Here is a 14,867-nt window from a genome sequence, read left to right as displayed (position 1 = left end):
CCGGACGCGGGCGCCGGTTGAGGCGATTTAGTCGGAAAAACTCCGACTATTCCGGACGCGGGCGCCGGTTGAGGCGATTTAGTCGGAGATACTCCGACTATTCCCGCCGCGGGCGCTGGTTGGGACGATTTAGTCGGAGATAATCCGACTATTCCCGGCCGCGGGCGCCGGAGAAACCGCCGCCAGCCCGGCCGGCTCGCGCAAAAACCAAAGGGCTTCCTGCGCCGCCAAGCGGCGCGGGAAGCCCTGCTTCATGAATCGCCGTACAGACGCTCGGCGTTGCGGCGAAGCGCCGCGGCGGCCTCCTCGGGCGCGATCCCGTGCGCCTCGGCGATGGCGGCGACGACGTCGCGCGTCATCGCCGGATGCGTGGCGCGGCCCTCGTAAGGCCCCTCGAACGGCCAAGGCCCGTCCGTCTCCGTCAGCATCGCGGACAGCGGGAACGCCCGAAGCAGCGACCGCGTCTCGTCGTCGTACAAGCAGTCGGGCGTGAACGATACCATCGCCCCGAGCCGCACGATGCGGCGCACCGCCTCCGCGTCGCCCTTGAACCAATGGAAATGCGCCCGCCGCGCGCCGTGCTTCTCCAGCACGTCCAGCGCCTTATGCGCATCCTCGTACACCGCGTGCAGCGCGATCGCGAGGTTCCGCCGCGCGGCGAACGCGACGAACCGTTCGAGCAACCTGACATACGGCCCTTCGTCGAACGCCGAGCCTGAGTGCTCCGCCTCCGTGCGGGTGTAATACGGCAGCCCGACCTCGCCGACGGCGAACCGTTCGCCGCGGGCCGCGAGCCGCTCCATCCAGTCGAACAGACGGTCCAGGGCGGCATCATCCGGCAGCGGCTGCTCCGGATGGAAGCCGTACGCCGGCCGGACGACGCCCGGGTGCGCGGCGGCCAAGGCGGCGGTGCGCTCGCACGAGGCGAGGTCCATCGAGACGGCGACTATCGCCTCGACGCCGGCCGCGGCACTTTCGCGCACGAGCGCGTCCGCCCGCTCCCCGTACTGTTCCAGGTGAATATGCGTATCCCAGCAATAGGGCGCGCTCATACGTGCAGCCGCCCTCCCCGAAGCGTTTCGTAAATCCGTTTCTTCAAGTCGAGGAACGCCCGCTCGGACGTCACCGTCTCGTCCCGCGGCCGCCCGAACGGCACGTCGACGACGTCCGCCACGACGGCGGGCCGGCCGGCGAGCACGTAGACGCGATCCGACAGCAGCAGCGCCTCCTCGATGCTGTGCGTCACGAACAGCACGGAGCGGCGCGTCTCCTCCCACATGCGAAGCAGCCACTGCTGCATGTCGAGCCGGGTCAGCGCGTCCAGCGCGCCGAACGGCTCGTCCAAGCACATGAGCTCCCTCGGGCTTAACAGCGCGCGCAGGAACGACGCCCGCTGCCGCATGCCGCCCGACAGCTGATGAGGCAGCGCCCCTTCGTAGCCGCCCAAGCCGACGCGATGCAGCCATTCCGCGGCCGTCCTTCGCGCTTCGGCTTTCGGCACGCCGGCGATTTCCTGCGACAGGATGACGTTATCGAGCACCGTCCGCCACGGAAACATGCTGTCGTGCTGCGGCATGTAGCTGATAAGGCCCCGCCGGCCGGTTACGTCCCGGCCGTCGAGCCAGACCGTGCCCGTCGTCGGGGGCGTCAACCCGCCGATGATGTAAAACAGCGTGCTTTTCCCGCTTCCCGAAGGACCGACGACGGAGACGAACTGTTTATCGCGCACCGTCAGGTCGATCCCGGAAAGCACCTCGGCCGTTTGCCCGCCGATGTCGTACGTTTTCCCGATCGAGCGCAGCTCTAGCTTGACGGGCGCCGAATCGGCCTCGGTATGGTAATTCATGATATCCTCCTCTTACTCGCGGTCGCGATGCCAACGAATCCAGCGCCGCTCGCATCCGGCGACAAGCGAGTACAACAACAAGCTCAACGCCGCGATGACGGCGATCGCCACGAACATGCGGTCCACTCGGTATCCCGATTTCATCAAGTTCAAATAGACGCCGAGCCCGCGGCTCGCGCCCGCCCATTCGGCGATGACCGCGCCGAGCACGCTGTAAGCGGCCGACACCTTAAGGCCCGAAAACAACGGAGGCAGCGCCCCCGGAAGCTCCAGCTTCGCGAACGTCTGCCAGCGCGTCGCCCCGGCCATCCGCATATACCCTACCATGTTCCGATCGGCCCGGGCAAGCCCGTCCAACGTAGACACCGCAATCGGGAAGAAGCAGACCAGCGTCAGCAGCACGAGCTTCGGCATCCACCCGAAGCCGAACCAGACGACGAGCAGCGGCGCGAGCACGATCGTCGGCACGTTCTGCGACAGGATGAGCAGCGGCGCGAACGCGGAGCGCAGCGGCCGCGCCAAGTGCAGCGCGCAGGCGACGCCTAAGCCGAACGCGAAGCCGCAGGCGAGGCCCGCGACGGCGATGCCGAACGACGAAGCGGCATGGGAAGCGACGAGCGCGGCGTCCTCGGCGAACGCCCGAGCGACCGCGCCGGGCCCCGGAAACAAGAAAGGCGGGAACCATTCCGCGCGAGCCGCGCCCTCCCAGGCGAGCAGGAACGCGGCGACCGCCGCGGCGGGCGGCCAAACGGCGCGAAGCGCGTTCATGTTCGGTACTTCGCGATCAGACGGTCGATCGACGCCCCGTCCGTCGGGTTGTACGAGATTTTCACCTGCGACAGGACGCTCGGCGCCCCGAGGCGGATCATTTCGTCGTTCATCGCTTTCACGATCTCGAGCAGCTCCGAGAAATCGCCCTCCATCGTCGTCTCGAGCGGACCGACGACGTAACGGACGCCGGACGCCTGAATGATCTCGATCGCGCGATCGACGTACGGGATGACGCTTTCCCCGTTCGGCGTCCGCGGCAAAATTTGAATGCTGACGAGCGCGTCGGCCATTCGCTTCGCCCCCTTTTTATTCCGGCAAATACTCGTTCGCGAACGCCTTCGCCGCATCGAACTCGCCTTCGAGCAAGCCGTGCTCCGACATCCACGCCGCGTAATTTTCCCAAACCTCTTGCTTCTGCTCGCCCCAGCGGGACGCGTCGTCGATATATTTCGGGCTCAGCCATTTCTGACTCGCGACGACAAGGTCCTTGTTCAGCTCCGGCACCGCTTCGACCAAGACGTTCGCGGCTTCCTCCGGCTGCTCGGCGGCGAACGTATATCCTTTCGACGTCGCCCGCAGGAACTTCTTCGCGAGCTCCGGGTCGTCTTTCAGCAGCGTTTCGTTCGTTACGAGCACAGGCGTGTAGTAATCCAGCTTATCGGAATAGTCCGTCAACCAGACGACGTCGATCGGTTCGCCGCGAAGCTCCGATTCGACCCCGGTCCAGCCGTAATAAATCCATTGGAAATCGATGCCGTTGTGCTGCGCGGTGAAGAAATCGTTGTTGCCGATGCTGACGATCTCGACTTTGGAGAAATCGGCGCCGGCTTCGTTCATCAGCGACTCGATCATCGCCGCTTCGACCGGCGAGCCCCAGCCGCCGTACGTTTTCCCCTCGAAATCCTTCGGTGACTTGATGCCGAGCGAAGCCGGCGCCGCGAAGCCCGACGTATTGTGCTGAATGACGGCCGCGATCGATACGAGCGGGAAGTTCTGCGTCCGCGCGAGCGTCACGCCTTCTTGATAGCTGACGCCGAATTCCGCTTCGCCCGAAGCGACGACCGCGTCCGCGCCGGCATCGCCCGGCTGCACGATGTCGACGTCGAGCCCTTCTTCTTCGTAATACCCCTTCGCATCGGCGACGTACAGCCCCGTATGGTTCGTATTCGGCGTCCAATCGAGCACGACCGTCACTTTGCGGAGCTGTTCCCCGCCCTCCGCTTGATTCGTTTCGTTTCCGGCCGCGCAGCCGGCGAGCGCCGCAACGGCGAGCGCCGCCGCGGGCACGATGCCGATCCATTTCGTCCAACGCTTGTTCATTTCGTTTCTCCCCCGTTTTCTATGTGTTTTCATCCGAACCTAACTCCGCCCTATCCGGTCCCGAAGCCATACAAAAAAACCGTCCTTCCGCCTGCTGTGGATAAGCAAGCCAAGGACGGTCGACGCGTCGCATGTCGCGGTTCTCTACGCTGGCATTACCCAGATCAGATGCACGGTCAGGAACACAAGGCTCCACTCTCAGCCGAACTTCATTCAGCTCCCGGTTTCCGGTATTCGTTTTGTCGGACAACTTGAGTATAGTGCAGCAGCCCCGGTTTGACAAGCTTCGACGCGGGTTTGCCGCTTTTCGTCCGCCGCGAATTTCGTTCATCGCCAGGCGCCTGCGCGCATAAGCCTTCCAAAGAGACGCATTGAAACGTATGGAGACGCTTTTGCCGCAAAAATGGAGCGAATTTTCTGACAATCGGGTATACTGAGTAAAAAAACAGAATCAAGTATCGGAAAGGAGACATGCCGCATGCAATTCCGCAGCCCGACCTCCGGCTTGCTTTCCGTCGACCAGATGATTCGTCACATCGCAGCTTACTTGGAGGAGGACCCGAAGGCGGCGCACAAAATCGTCATCGGCACAGACTCCCAGACGACGCACCAAGCCACTACGTTCGTCACCGCGGTCGTCATTCATCGGGTCGGCAAAGGCGCCCGTTTCTTTTTCCGCAAGCAGCGGATGAAACCGATGTACGATTTGCGTCACCGCATCTACCGAGAAACCGAGCTGAGCCTGTCGCTCGTCGAGCTGCTCAACGCCCAAGGCATGAACTCCCTTCTGTCGGCGTGGCCGCTCGAAATTCATATCGACATCGGGCAGCAGGGCGAGACGAAGGCGCTCATCACCGAAATCAAAGGATGGGTCACCTCCGTCGGGTACGTCGCCCGCATCAAGCCGGAATCGTTCGGCGCGAGCGCGGTCGCGGACCGTTTCACCAGCTGACGGGAACATTTCGTGCCGGAACGCGTGCATAGTTTTTCCAGCCTGGAGCATACTACCAGTCGGGCCGCCATCAGACGGCGAAGCACCGACATGCACAATTCTAGGAGGGTAACCATGCACCAAGCGCAAACGAACCAAATCTCGCAGCAGTTCCAGCAAATCGAGGCGCTCTGCCAGCAAGTCATCCAGCAGACGCAGCAGCACAACCAGCTGTATACGCAAATGGCGCAGCTCGAGCAGCAAAACGCGCAGCGCATTCAGCAGCTGATGCATGAGCAGGCGCACATGGCGCAAATGGAGCAGCAAAACGCGCAGCGCATCCAACAGATGCTGCAGGAGCAAACGCAAATGGCGCAGCTCGAGCAGCAAAACGCGCAGCAAATCCAGCACATGCTGCAAGAGCACTATCATGCGATCAACGCGCTGCAGCAAGCGGTGCAGGCGTGCCGCCAGCTGGAATCGACGGTTCGCCAAACGATGGGCTCGATCGCGAACCAAGCGATCCAACAGCCTTCTCATTTCAACCAAGGCTACTACCAATAATCGATTGCGATATATTCACGCGACGAACCTCCCGCGGCATGCGGGAGGTTTTTGCTTGCGCGGAAACAACCATCATATCGTCCTCCTTGTCCGAATACATAAAGTAGAGACACCCGGCACCGGACCATGAGGAGGACGCCATGCGGGAAACGCTCATTGTCGCTTTCTTGTTTTTCATTACGTCCATCGACAGCATCTTGCTCATCTTCAGCGCCATCCAAATCAAACGGCACCCGCACCCCCGTGCGGCGCGCCTTCTCGTCTTCGCGACGCTCGCGTCGGCGCATCCGATCTACTGCCTCGCCGCCGACACGATGTTTCGCCTGCCCGGCCTCAGGCTCGTCTCCGCCGTCGGCATCGTTTTCTTCGCGCTCCGGCTCGCCGGCGAGTCGCAGATGTCGTTCCGCGCCGAGAGCGTGCTGCCCAAGCGAACGATCGGCGCGATCGTCGGCACGACGCTGTGGCTCGACGCGCTCACGTCGGTCGATACGTCGGTGCTCGTCTCCGCCGCCTCCCCGAGCCTGTTCGTCACGTTCGCCGGGAATCTCGCCGCGACGACCGCGCTCGTCCTGCTCGGCCCGCGCCTGTACGGTTGGATCACGTCCGCGCCTTGGACGCAGATCGCCATCGCCGCGGTCATGTCGTTCTCCGCGGTGCTCCAGCTCCGCGTCGAACCGCTGCTCGGCGCGGCCCGCGCCCCCGAGGCGCTATTCCCCGCCGCGGTCGCGCTGCTCGCGGCGACCGCCGCCTACGGCTGGAAGCGCCATTACGGCTAGCTCGCGCCAATCCGCGAAAAATCCCTTCGCGAGATTCGGCCGCCGATGGACCGCGAGCGGATGGTACGTCACCCGAGCCGGAATGCCCCGGAACTCGTGCCATCGGCCGCGCAGCTCCGCCATCTCCGCATCGGGCCTATCGAGCGCGAACCGGGCCGCGACGAGGCCGAGCAGCATGATCGCGCGCCGCCCTTCGAGCTGCCCTTCAAGATAGGCGAAGCACGCCTTCCGCGCCGCTTCTTTGTCGTAGGCGCGGATCGGCCGGCATTTCAGCAAATACGTCACGAACAGCTCCTCCGCGGTCAAGCCGGCCTCCGCGACGGCCCGCTGCAGCGCCGACCTCGTCGCGCACACGAACGGCGTGCCTTCGCGGTCCTCCCTCGCGCCGGGATTGTCCAGCACGGCGGCGATCGGCGCCTCCTCGCCGCCTTCCGCCCAGATGACGCGGGCGCGCTGCCGCGACAGCTCGCATCGCTCGCACGCGGCGGCGTCCGCCGGCGGCGCGATTTCCGGCCAGACGGCCGGCCTCCACTCCGTGTCCATGCCTTCGGTTCCCTCCTCTTTCCGTTTTCCGTAGCTTTTCCATCGCCGAACCGCGCTATGTCCCGCCGCATAACGGACGACCAGCCTGAGTACATTAAACTGAAATGAGGGAAAAATAGAGAACGGAGTGGTGCGCGAGGATGTTTTACCATATTAAAGAAATGCAGTATCACGCCAAGCCCGAGCGGCCGGATCCCGTATACGCCAAAAAACTGCAAGAGGTGCTCGGCGGTCAATTCGGCGAAATCACCGTCATGATGCAATATTTATTCCAAGGCTGGAACTGCCGGGTCGAGGGCAAGTACAAGGATTTGCTGCTCGATGTCGGCACGGAGGAGATCGCCCACGTCGAAATGCTCGCCACGATGATCGCCCGGCTGCTCGACGGCACGCCGGCGGACGTCCAAGAGCAAGCGGCGAAAGCGAACCCGGTGCTCGGCGCCGTCATGGGCGGCATGAATCCGCAGCACGTGATCGTGTCGGGCCTCGGCTCGAAGCCGTCCGACAGCGAAGGCTACCCGTGGAACGCGAAGTATATTATCGCCAGCGGCAATTTGCTGGCGGACTTCCGCCATAATCTGGCCGCCGAATCGCAAGGACGGCTCCAAGTGTGCCGCCTCTACGAAATGACGGACGACCGCGGCGTGAAGGATATGCTGTCGTGGCTGATCGCGCGGGACGCTTACCACCAAAACATGTGGGCGGCGGCGATCGCCGAGCTCGAAGCGCAGCTCGGCGACATCGTGGCGCCGACGACGTTCCCGCGGGAGCTCGAGAAGCAGCAAGTGTCCTACACGCTCTTCAACTTCTCCGCGGGCGAGGAAAGCTCCACCGGCCGCTGGGCGCAAGGGCCGAGCCTCGACGGCCGCGGCACGTTCCGCTACGTCGCGGAGCCGCCGGCGTTCGGCGATCGTTCGACGCTGCCGCCGGCGCCGCCGAACGTGTACGACACGCCTCCGCTGCCGCCGACCGGGGCGGTGGACGTTCCGCCGCGGAAAGAAGAGGAATAATTTCCGCATAAACGAAGGCCTCCTGCCGCAAACTAGAAGCGAAGCAGATTCTGCCAAGCATTCTACTTGTCGAAAGGAGGCCTCGTCGTATGCAAGACGGTATGGGCCAAGTGACCCCTTCTTCGTATCAGCAATATCAACAGCAGCGCTTCATGCGGCAGGAGCAGCAAGCGCAGCAAGCGCAGCAGGCGATCCTGAGCGCGGGCGCGGATTCGTTCTCGCAGAAGGTCATGGATACGATCAACGCGCTGCGCAGCATCAGCCGCGACCTCGTCGGCGCCCAAAAGCAGCTGGAAGCGCAAATCCAGGCGCAGCAGCGCCAGGTGCAGCAAATGCAGCAAAACATCGACAACGTTATCGCCCAGCTTCAAACCACTTTCAAACCGGGAACCTCGTCGTCTTCGTTTTTGCAATAACGGCGCGCTCGACCGGATCCTGAGCGAAAAGCTCTCGCCCGCAGCGGCCTTGACGGCTGTAGGGGCGAGAGCTTTTTTTGTACTTCTATACGTCGTCGTTAATGGTGCAAGGTTTTCCCGTGCGCGTCCGCCGCGCGGATCGCCTCGGCGCCCGGCGGCTCCATGAACGGCCACCAATTCGCCTGCCCGAACACGCGTATCATGACCGGAATGAACAGCGGCAGCATGACCATCGCGTACAGGAACAGGCCGCACAGCACGATGACGGCGATCTGCATGAGCGACATGACGCCGGACGGCAGCATCGCGGCGAACGTGCCGCCGAGAATGACGGCCGCCGACATGATGACGGCGCCCATCCGCTTCATCGCGAGCAGGATGCCTTCCTTCGGGTCTAGGTGCCGGTACTCTTGGAAGCGATCCATCAGGAAAATGCTGTAGTCGATGCCGAGCGCCATCAGCATGACGAAGGCGAAGAACGGCACCGCCCAGCTGATGCCGTCGAGGCCGATAATGCGCACGAACAGCAGCTCGGCGAACGCCATGGACGTGTAATACGTCAGCAGCAGCGACAAGACGAGATACATCGGCATGACGAGCGAGCGGAACAGCACGATCAAGATGAGCGTGATGCCGATCAGCATGAGCGCGACGGTCCGCTTGTAGTCGCCGGCGGAAATCTCGCGCAAATCGCTGTTCATGCTCGTCACGCCGCCCAGCGCGGATCGGGCATCTTCGAACCCCGTGCCCTGCAGCCCGCGGTCGACGGCGTCCTCCAGCAGCGCCGTCTTGGACAACGTCTCCTCGGCGTACGGATTGCCCTCGAACACGACGTCGAACTTGACGAGCGTCCGGTCCGCCGACATGTACGCATCGAGCGCCGTGCGGAAGTCGCCGCGATCCGCCGCCTCCGGCGGCAAATACCAGCCGGTCAGCTGCTCGTTCGGCGCCGACGACAGCCCTGCGAGATACTCCTGCGCGGACGCGAGCCCTTCCGTCACCTGCGTCAAGCCGTCCACGCTCTGATCCAAGCCGTTCGTCAGCTCCCCGAGCTGCGCGGACAGCTGCGCGAATCCGCTCTGCAGCTCGCGCTGTCCTTCGGTCAGCCGGTCGAAGCCGCCGTTCAATTCCGGCAGCTTGGCGACGATTTGGCCTTGGCCCGCCGCGGCCTGCTCGATGCCCGCTTGCAGCTGCTCGATGCCCTCCGCCAGCTGCGCGAGCCCCTGCGTCAGCGCCTGCTGACCCGCGGCCGCCTGCTCCAAGCCGGCGTTCGCCTGCTTCACGCCGCCGGCGACGGCTTCGAGCTGCTCGTTCAGCTGCGCGAGCCCTTCGTTCAGCTGCGCCGAGCCGTCCGCGAGCTGCGCGACGGCGCCCCGCACCTGCTGGAAGCCCGCATCGTCCTGCAGCTCCGGATAGTTCGCCGCGAGCGCGTCGAGCCCTTGCCCGACCGACGCGAGGCCGGCCGTCAGCTCCGCCTGCTTCGCCGTCGTCTGCTCATACGCGCCTGCCAATGCATCGAGCCCGACGCCGATCGTCCGGTAGCTCTGCGACAGCTGCGCGGCCGCCGCGCTTAGCTGCTCGGCGCTCGCATGCGCCTCGCGCAGCCCCTGCGCCAGCTCCGCCGCGCCGACCGAGCCCTCGCGCAGCCCCTGCTCGATGCGCTGCAGCCCGTCGCCTAGCTGGATGACGCCGGTCTTCAACTCGATCGTCCCGTCGACGAGCTGCCCCGCTCCCGCGGCAGCGTCCTGCAGCTTCGGCGCGTTCGCCTTCAGCGCTTCGCCGGCCTCCTGCAGCCCCGAGCCGATTTGTCCGAGGCCGTCGCCGGCCTCTCCGATGCCGCTCCCCAGCGTCTCCGCCTGCTTCGCGATTCGTAAATCCTCGATCGCGTCGCCCGTCGGGCGCGTCGCGCTGCGGACGAGCTTCACGCCGTCCACCTGCGCCAGCTCCCGCGACACCTGCTCGACGGCCGCGAGCCCCTCCGGCGTATCGAACGGCCGGTCCGCCTTCAAGACGACGGTCGTCGGCAGCGAGTCCCCGGGGCCGAAGCCCTCCGCGATCAGGTTGAACGCCTTGACCGACTCGTATTTGTCGCCGATCTCATCGAGCGAGTTGAACGACGTCGAACCTTGATATACGGACAGCGCCGGCACCGTCACCGCCGCCAGCACGAGCAGCGCCCAGACCGGCCGCTTCAAGGCGAAGGAGCCGACCGCGCCCCACAGCCGGCTCGGCTTATGCTCGAGCGAGCCGCGCGCCGGCCAGAACAGCTTCGGGCCGAGCGTCGCCATAAAGAACGGCACGAGCGTAACGAGCGCGAGCAGCATCACCGCGACCCCGACGGCGACCGCGGCGGCCGATTGGTACAGCACGAACTTGGAGAAGCCGATCGACGTAAAGCCGACGAGCACCGCGAGGCCGGAAAACAACACCGTTTTGCCCGATGCCCGATACGTCGCCAGCACCGCATCCTGCACGTTGTCCGCATGCGCCAGCTCTTCCTTAAACCGGCTGATCAGCAAAATGCAGTAGTCCGTGCCGATGCCGAACAGGACGGCGACGAGAAAAATCTGCGTAAAATTCGACAGCGGAAAATCGAAGCCGTCCACGAGGAACGCGACGATCGACTGCGCCGCGACGTAGCTGAAGCCGACCGCGACGAGCGGAATGAACGGCGCGACCGCCGAGCGGAATACGACGAACAAAATGGCCAGAATGAACACGAGCGTAATCCATTCCGTCTTTTTCAGCCCCGCCTGAGAACTCTGAATGACGTCCTCCGAAATGAGCCAGCCGCCCGTGTAATAATGCTCGAGCGAGGTGTCTCCGATCGCTTCGTACAGCGCGTCTTTCGCCTCGGCCGGCGTCCGTCCGCCCATATCGATCGTCACGAGCGCGAGCGCCGTCGTCCCGTCTTCGGACACGAGCTGGCTTTCCAGCTCCGGCGTATCGAAGTGGGTCGTCACGCCGGTGATGCCGTACTCGGCCTCGCCGGCCTTGAGCCGCTCGATCGCCTCGCGCGCGGCTGCGAGCCCCTCCTCGCCGAGCCCCTCCCCGTCGTGCAGGACGAGCACCGCAGAAGCGCCTTCGCCGCCTTCCGCTTTCCCGGCGTTCAGCTCGTCGATCAGCTCCGCCGCGACCGAAGACGAATAGCCGTCCGGCACCTCGATTTGCCCTTTCGTGCGGACGAGCTCCTCCATGTTCGGAGCGGCAACGACGAGCGCGGCCGTCGCCGCGATCCACGCCGCGAAGACGAGCCAGCGCCATTTCAATATCGCGCGCATCATTCGTTCCCTCCCTCTTCGCGCTCCGGTCCCATTCGCTCCATGAGCAGATGGGCCAGCTTCTCGAACAATTCGATGAATGCGAAAGCTTCTTTGACGTCGAAATGCTGCAAATACCCGCTGAGGAGCTCCTGAATGCGATCCTCCATCGCGTCCCCGAGCCGCCGGCCTTCGTCCGTCAGCCGCAGCGACGTCACGCGGCGGTCTTTCTCGTCCGGGAATCGTTCGATCAGCCCTTTGTCATGCAGCCGGTTGATGATCGCCGTCACGGAGCTTTTGCCGACGCAGAACACATCCGCGATCTCGGTCGACGTGCTGCGGTCGCGCTTGCGCATGTAGCGGATGACCGCGTATTGGTCCAGCGTCAAATCCTCGGGCATGCGCTCCCGAATGGCGGCGTTCACCCGCCGCGTGACGATGAACTGCGCTTCTTCGTACCGCTCGATAAGCGATGCCAACTGCGATTTGTCCACGATGTTTCCCTCCCCGATGCGTTGTCGTCTTGTAGTTCGATTTTGAAATAGTTTTATTATCAAATGGTTTGATAGTAGAACTATATCTCGGGTCAAGCCTTCCCGTCAAGCGGCAAAATGTCGTTCCTCGCCGCTCATATTTCCGCCGCCGCCGCTTCATAATACCTCCATGACTCAAAGCTCATATCCTTTCGCCGGTGGGAGGTCGCACGCGATGTCGCCGTTCGCGGATTTATGGCTGGTCGTATCCCGGACCGCCACCATCTTCCCCCTCATGCTGTTGGCTGCGTTATTCATGGGCAAACGGTCGGTCGGGGAGCTGCCGGTCTTCGACCTGCTCGTCGTCTTGACGCTCGGCTCGGTCGTCGCCTCCGACATCGCCGACCCTCAGATCGGCCATGCGCACACCGCCGCGGCCATCGTCATGGTCGTGGTGATGGAGCGGTTGTTCTCGAAAGCGGCCGTCCGGTTTCGCCGGTTCCGGCAGGTGACGTCGTTCGAGCCGACGGTCGTCGTGTACCGGGGCAAGCTGCTGGACCGCAATATCGCCTCCATCCGCTATACCGTCGATATCGTTCTCCAAATGCTGCGGGACAAGCAAGTGTTCGACGTCAGCCGCGTCGAGATGGCGATCGTGGAAGGCAACGGCAAGCTGACGGTGCTGGAGCAGGGACAGCCGTACTCATACACGGTCGTCGTGGAAGGGGTCGTCAACGAGGATACGCTCGCGCGGCAGGGGTTGAGCCGGGAGTGGCTGGAGGAGCGGCTGAAGGAGCAGGGCATCGATTCGGTCGGCGATGTGTTCTACGCCGCCCTCGGCTCGGACGGGGCGCTCCATGCGTCGCGGCGGAACGAGCCGGCCAGCGATGCGCCGCCCCTGCGTCACTAGGCGCGGTTCCGGCGCGGCGGGGGCGTTCGCGGCGCAAAGCAAGGCCGCCCGGCGATGCTGCCGGACGGCCTTGCGTCGTACCTATCTATGTCGCCTTACGAAAGCGGCTTCTGCTCCAACGCCGGCCGCTCCGCCTCTTTGTCGTCTAGACCGTTCGTGAAATCGCGGGCGCCCCGCTTGAACTCCGATAACGTTCGCCCGAACGCGCTCCCGATCTCGGGAAGCTTGCGCGGTCCGAAGACGACCAGCGCGATAATAAGGATCAGGATCAACCCCGGCACTCCGATGCTTCCGATCATCCTGCCACCTCCTCGGTTGTTTCGCGGCTTTCGCGACTTTCGCGGCTGAGGTCCGACATCAGTGCGCCGCGGCCGGACTGCCGTGCAAATATTCAAGCAGCTCCCGCTTCAATTCGTTGTACACCGGATGGTTGATTACTTCCTTGCGCTCGCGCGGGCGCGCCAGCGGCACAGTAATGATTTTCCGAATCGTCGCGGCCGGCCCGTTCGTCATGACGACGATCCGGTCCGACAAGAAAATCGCCTCGTCGATATCGTGCGTGACCATAATGACGGTGTCGGTGCCCCCGTTGGCGCCTCCGGCGCTGCCGCCGCCGCTCGAGCTCGCCGATTTCATCAAGCCGACCAATTCGTCCTGCAGCGTCGACCGCGTGAGCGCGTCGAGCGCGCCGAACGGCTCGTCGAGCAGCAGCACCTGCGGCCCGACGGCGAAGGCGCGGGCGATCGCCGCGCGCTGCTTCATCCCGCCGGAAATTTCGTCCGGCCGCTTGTCGCGATGCTTCCACAGCCCGACGATCGTCAGGAATCGCTCGACGATCTCCTGCTTCTCCGCCTTCGATTTGTTCGAGAAAACGGCGTCGACCACCTCGTACACGTTGCCATAGACGGACAACCACGGCAGCAGCGAGTAGTTTTGGAACACGACGCCGCGATCCGGACCCGGACCCGCAATCGGCTTCCCGTCCAGGACGACGCGGCCGTCGGTCGCTTTCTCCAGCCCCGCGACGATGTTCAGAATCGTCGATTTGCCGCAGCCGGAATGCCCGATCAAGGAAACGAACTCGCCGCGTTCGATTCCCATGCTGACGTTCTGCAGCACGTTGAAGCGGCCTTGCTTCGTGTTGTAAATCTTATTGACGTTCTCGATGCTGAGGTAAGCCATCCCGTCACCCCCCGTATTTGAACCGCTGTTCGAGATAATAGAAGCCTCTGTCGAGCAGCAAACCGACGACGCCGATCAGCGCGATCGCCGCGATGACTCGCTCGACGTTCAACGCGTTCCAGCTGTCCCAGACGAAGAAGCCGATGCCCGTGCCGCCCGACAGCATTTCCGCGGCGACGATGACCATCCACGCGATGCCGAGGCTGAGGCGCAGCCCCGTCAGAATGTGCGGCAGCGTGTACGGGAACAGCACCTTCGTCAAATACTTCCACTTTGAAAACTTAAACACGGCAGCGACGTTGCGGTGATCCTTCGGGATGGACGCCACGCCGAACGCCGTATTGACGACCGTCGGCCACAGCGACGTGATGAAAATAATGAAAATCGTCGCCGGCCCGACCGATTGAAACGCCGCGAGGCCGATCGGGAACCAAGCGAGCGGCGACACCGGCCGGAGCACCTGCACGATCGGATCGAACAGCGCCCGGCAGAACGGCACCGCGCCCATGGCGATGCCGAGCGGAATCGCGACGAGCGCGCCGAGCAAGAAGCCCGCGAATACGCGCTGCAGCGAAGCGATGAACTGCAGGGCGACGCCCTTGTCGTTGGGGCCGTAATCGTAGAACGGATCGGACACAAGGCTCCAAAGCACGCCCAGCGTGCTGATCGGGCCCGGCAGCGATTGACCGGAGAGGCGGTGCGCCGCCTCCCACATCAGAATGAGCAGCAGCATGCTTCCCAGCATATATGCGGCTTTGCGCAGGGCGCCCAGCCAGTACGACGGCAGCGTCAACTGCCGCGCGGACCGGAACGCTCTGCCCGCCGCGCTTTGTCCCGTGAATTGCGTCACTGCGATGCACCTCCG

At 63.8% G+C, this 14,867-nt stretch carries 17 protein-coding genes; 6 read left to right on the top strand and 11 right to left on the bottom strand.

Annotation, left to right across the window (positions count from 1 at the left end):
- Positions 1-251: 251 nt before the first annotated feature.
- From VE009_RS08635 to VE009_RS08615, 5 genes are read right to left on the bottom strand one after another with little or no spacing between them, the layout of a single operon-like run.
- Entirely contained in the window at positions 252-1,052 is an 801-nt protein-coding gene (locus VE009_RS08635) for a TatD family hydrolase (RefSeq protein WP_325006986.1), read from the bottom strand.
- A complete protein-coding gene (locus VE009_RS08630; protein ID WP_325006985.1) occupies positions 1,049-1,846 on the bottom strand; it encodes an ABC transporter ATP-binding protein in 798 nt (265 codons plus the stop codon). The genes VE009_RS08635 and VE009_RS08630 overlap by 4 nt, the downstream gene beginning before the upstream one ends.
- 12 nt (positions 1,847-1,858) lie before the next feature.
- Positions 1,859-2,614, bottom strand: a complete 756-nt coding sequence (locus tag VE009_RS08625) for an ABC transporter permease (RefSeq protein ID WP_325006984.1) — start codon at positions 2,612-2,614, stop codon at positions 1,859-1,861.
- Positions 2,611-2,907 (bottom strand): MTH1187 family thiamine-binding protein, encoded by a 297-nt coding sequence (locus VE009_RS08620; protein ID WP_325006983.1) that lies wholly within the window; start codon positions 2,905-2,907, stop codon positions 2,611-2,613. Before VE009_RS08620 ends, VE009_RS08625 begins: the two co-directional genes overlap by 4 nt.
- Before the next feature lie 16 nt (positions 2,908-2,923).
- Positions 2,924-3,937 (bottom strand): ABC transporter substrate-binding protein, encoded by a 1,014-nt coding sequence (locus tag VE009_RS08615; RefSeq protein WP_325006982.1) that lies wholly within the window; start codon positions 3,935-3,937, stop codon positions 2,924-2,926.
- A 478-nt stretch (positions 3,938-4,415) separates the two neighbouring features.
- On the opposite strand from VE009_RS08615, the gene VE009_RS08610 reads away from it, so the two are divergent.
- The 3 genes from VE009_RS08610 (at position 4,416) to VE009_RS08600 (ending at position 6,208) form a co-directional block, all read left to right on the top strand.
- Positions 4,416-4,889: a ribonuclease H-like YkuK family protein gene (locus VE009_RS08610; protein ID WP_325006981.1), complete on the top strand. Its 474-nt coding sequence runs from the start codon at positions 4,416-4,418 to the stop codon at positions 4,887-4,889.
- Positions 4,890-5,003: 114 nt separating this feature from the next.
- Positions 5,004-5,432 carry a hypothetical protein gene (locus VE009_RS08605; protein ID WP_325006980.1) on the top strand — a complete coding sequence of 143 codons (429 nt, stop codon included), beginning with the start codon at positions 5,004-5,006 and terminating at the stop codon, positions 5,430-5,432.
- Between the two features lie 140 nt (positions 5,433-5,572).
- Positions 5,573-6,208 carry a hypothetical protein gene (locus VE009_RS08600; protein ID WP_325006979.1) on the top strand — a complete coding sequence of 212 codons (636 nt, stop codon included), beginning with the start codon at positions 5,573-5,575 and terminating at the stop codon, positions 6,206-6,208.
- Here the strand turns inward: VE009_RS08600 and VE009_RS08595 are convergent.
- Complete coding sequence (locus VE009_RS08595; protein WP_325006978.1) at positions 6,140-6,751, bottom strand: uracil-DNA glycosylase; 612 nt, start codon at positions 6,749-6,751, stop codon at positions 6,140-6,142. The two genes, VE009_RS08600 and VE009_RS08595, sit on opposite strands and share 69 nt — an antisense overlap.
- A 140-nt stretch (positions 6,752-6,891) precedes the next feature.
- Here VE009_RS08595 and VE009_RS08590 point away from each other — a divergent pair, with 140 nt between their 5' ends.
- Positions 6,892-7,761 (top strand): manganese catalase family protein, encoded by an 870-nt coding sequence (locus VE009_RS08590; RefSeq protein ID WP_325006977.1) that lies wholly within the window; start codon positions 6,892-6,894, stop codon positions 7,759-7,761.
- Between the two features lie 89 nt (positions 7,762-7,850).
- Positions 7,851-8,177 (top strand): hypothetical protein, encoded by a 327-nt coding sequence (locus tag VE009_RS08585; protein WP_325006976.1) that lies wholly within the window; start codon positions 7,851-7,853, stop codon positions 8,175-8,177.
- 98 nt (positions 8,178-8,275) lie between these two features.
- Here the strand turns inward: VE009_RS08585 and VE009_RS08580 are convergent, their stop codons facing one another.
- Complete coding sequence (locus tag VE009_RS08580; protein WP_414694804.1) at positions 8,276-11,461, bottom strand: MMPL family transporter; 3,186 nt, start codon at positions 11,459-11,461, stop codon at positions 8,276-8,278.
- On the bottom strand, positions 11,458-11,931 hold the full coding sequence (locus VE009_RS08575; protein ID WP_325006975.1) for a MarR family transcriptional regulator: 474 nt from the start codon (positions 11,929-11,931) through the stop codon (positions 11,458-11,460). Before VE009_RS08575 ends, VE009_RS08580 begins: the two co-directional genes overlap by 4 nt.
- A 214-nt stretch (positions 11,932-12,145) precedes the next feature.
- Between VE009_RS08575 and VE009_RS08570 the strand changes: the two genes are divergently transcribed.
- On the top strand, positions 12,146-12,820 hold the full coding sequence (locus tag VE009_RS08570) for a DUF421 domain-containing protein (protein ID WP_325006974.1): 675 nt from the start codon (positions 12,146-12,148) through the stop codon (positions 12,818-12,820).
- 95 nt (positions 12,821-12,915) lie between these two features.
- Here VE009_RS08570 and tatA read toward each other — a convergent pair whose 3' ends face one another.
- From tatA to ntrB, 3 genes are read right to left on the bottom strand one after another with little or no spacing between them, the layout of a single operon-like run.
- Positions 12,916-13,119 carry a twin-arginine translocase TatA/TatE family subunit gene (gene tatA / locus VE009_RS08565; RefSeq protein ID WP_325006973.1) on the bottom strand — a complete coding sequence of 68 codons (204 nt, stop codon included), beginning with the start codon at positions 13,117-13,119 and terminating at the stop codon, positions 12,916-12,918.
- A 58-nt stretch (positions 13,120-13,177) separates the two neighbouring features.
- Positions 13,178-14,002, bottom strand: coding sequence for an ABC transporter ATP-binding protein (locus tag VE009_RS08560; RefSeq protein ID WP_325006972.1), 825 nt, complete (start codon positions 14,000-14,002; stop codon positions 13,178-13,180).
- Positions 14,003-14,006: 4 nt separating this feature from the next.
- Positions 14,007-14,852, bottom strand: coding sequence for a nitrate ABC transporter permease (ntrB, locus tag VE009_RS08555; RefSeq protein ID WP_325006971.1), 846 nt, complete (start codon positions 14,850-14,852; stop codon positions 14,007-14,009).
- Positions 14,853-14,867: the final 15 nt, after the last annotated feature.

Origin of the sequence: Paenibacillus sp. (assembly GCF_035645195.1) — a bacterium.
In the GTDB taxonomy this organism is placed as follows: domain Bacteria; phylum Bacillota; class Bacilli; order Paenibacillales; family YIM-B00363; genus Paenibacillus_AE.
The sequence above is the reverse complement of the archived record's forward strand: the minus strand, read 5'-3'. Positions and strand labels throughout refer to the sequence as shown.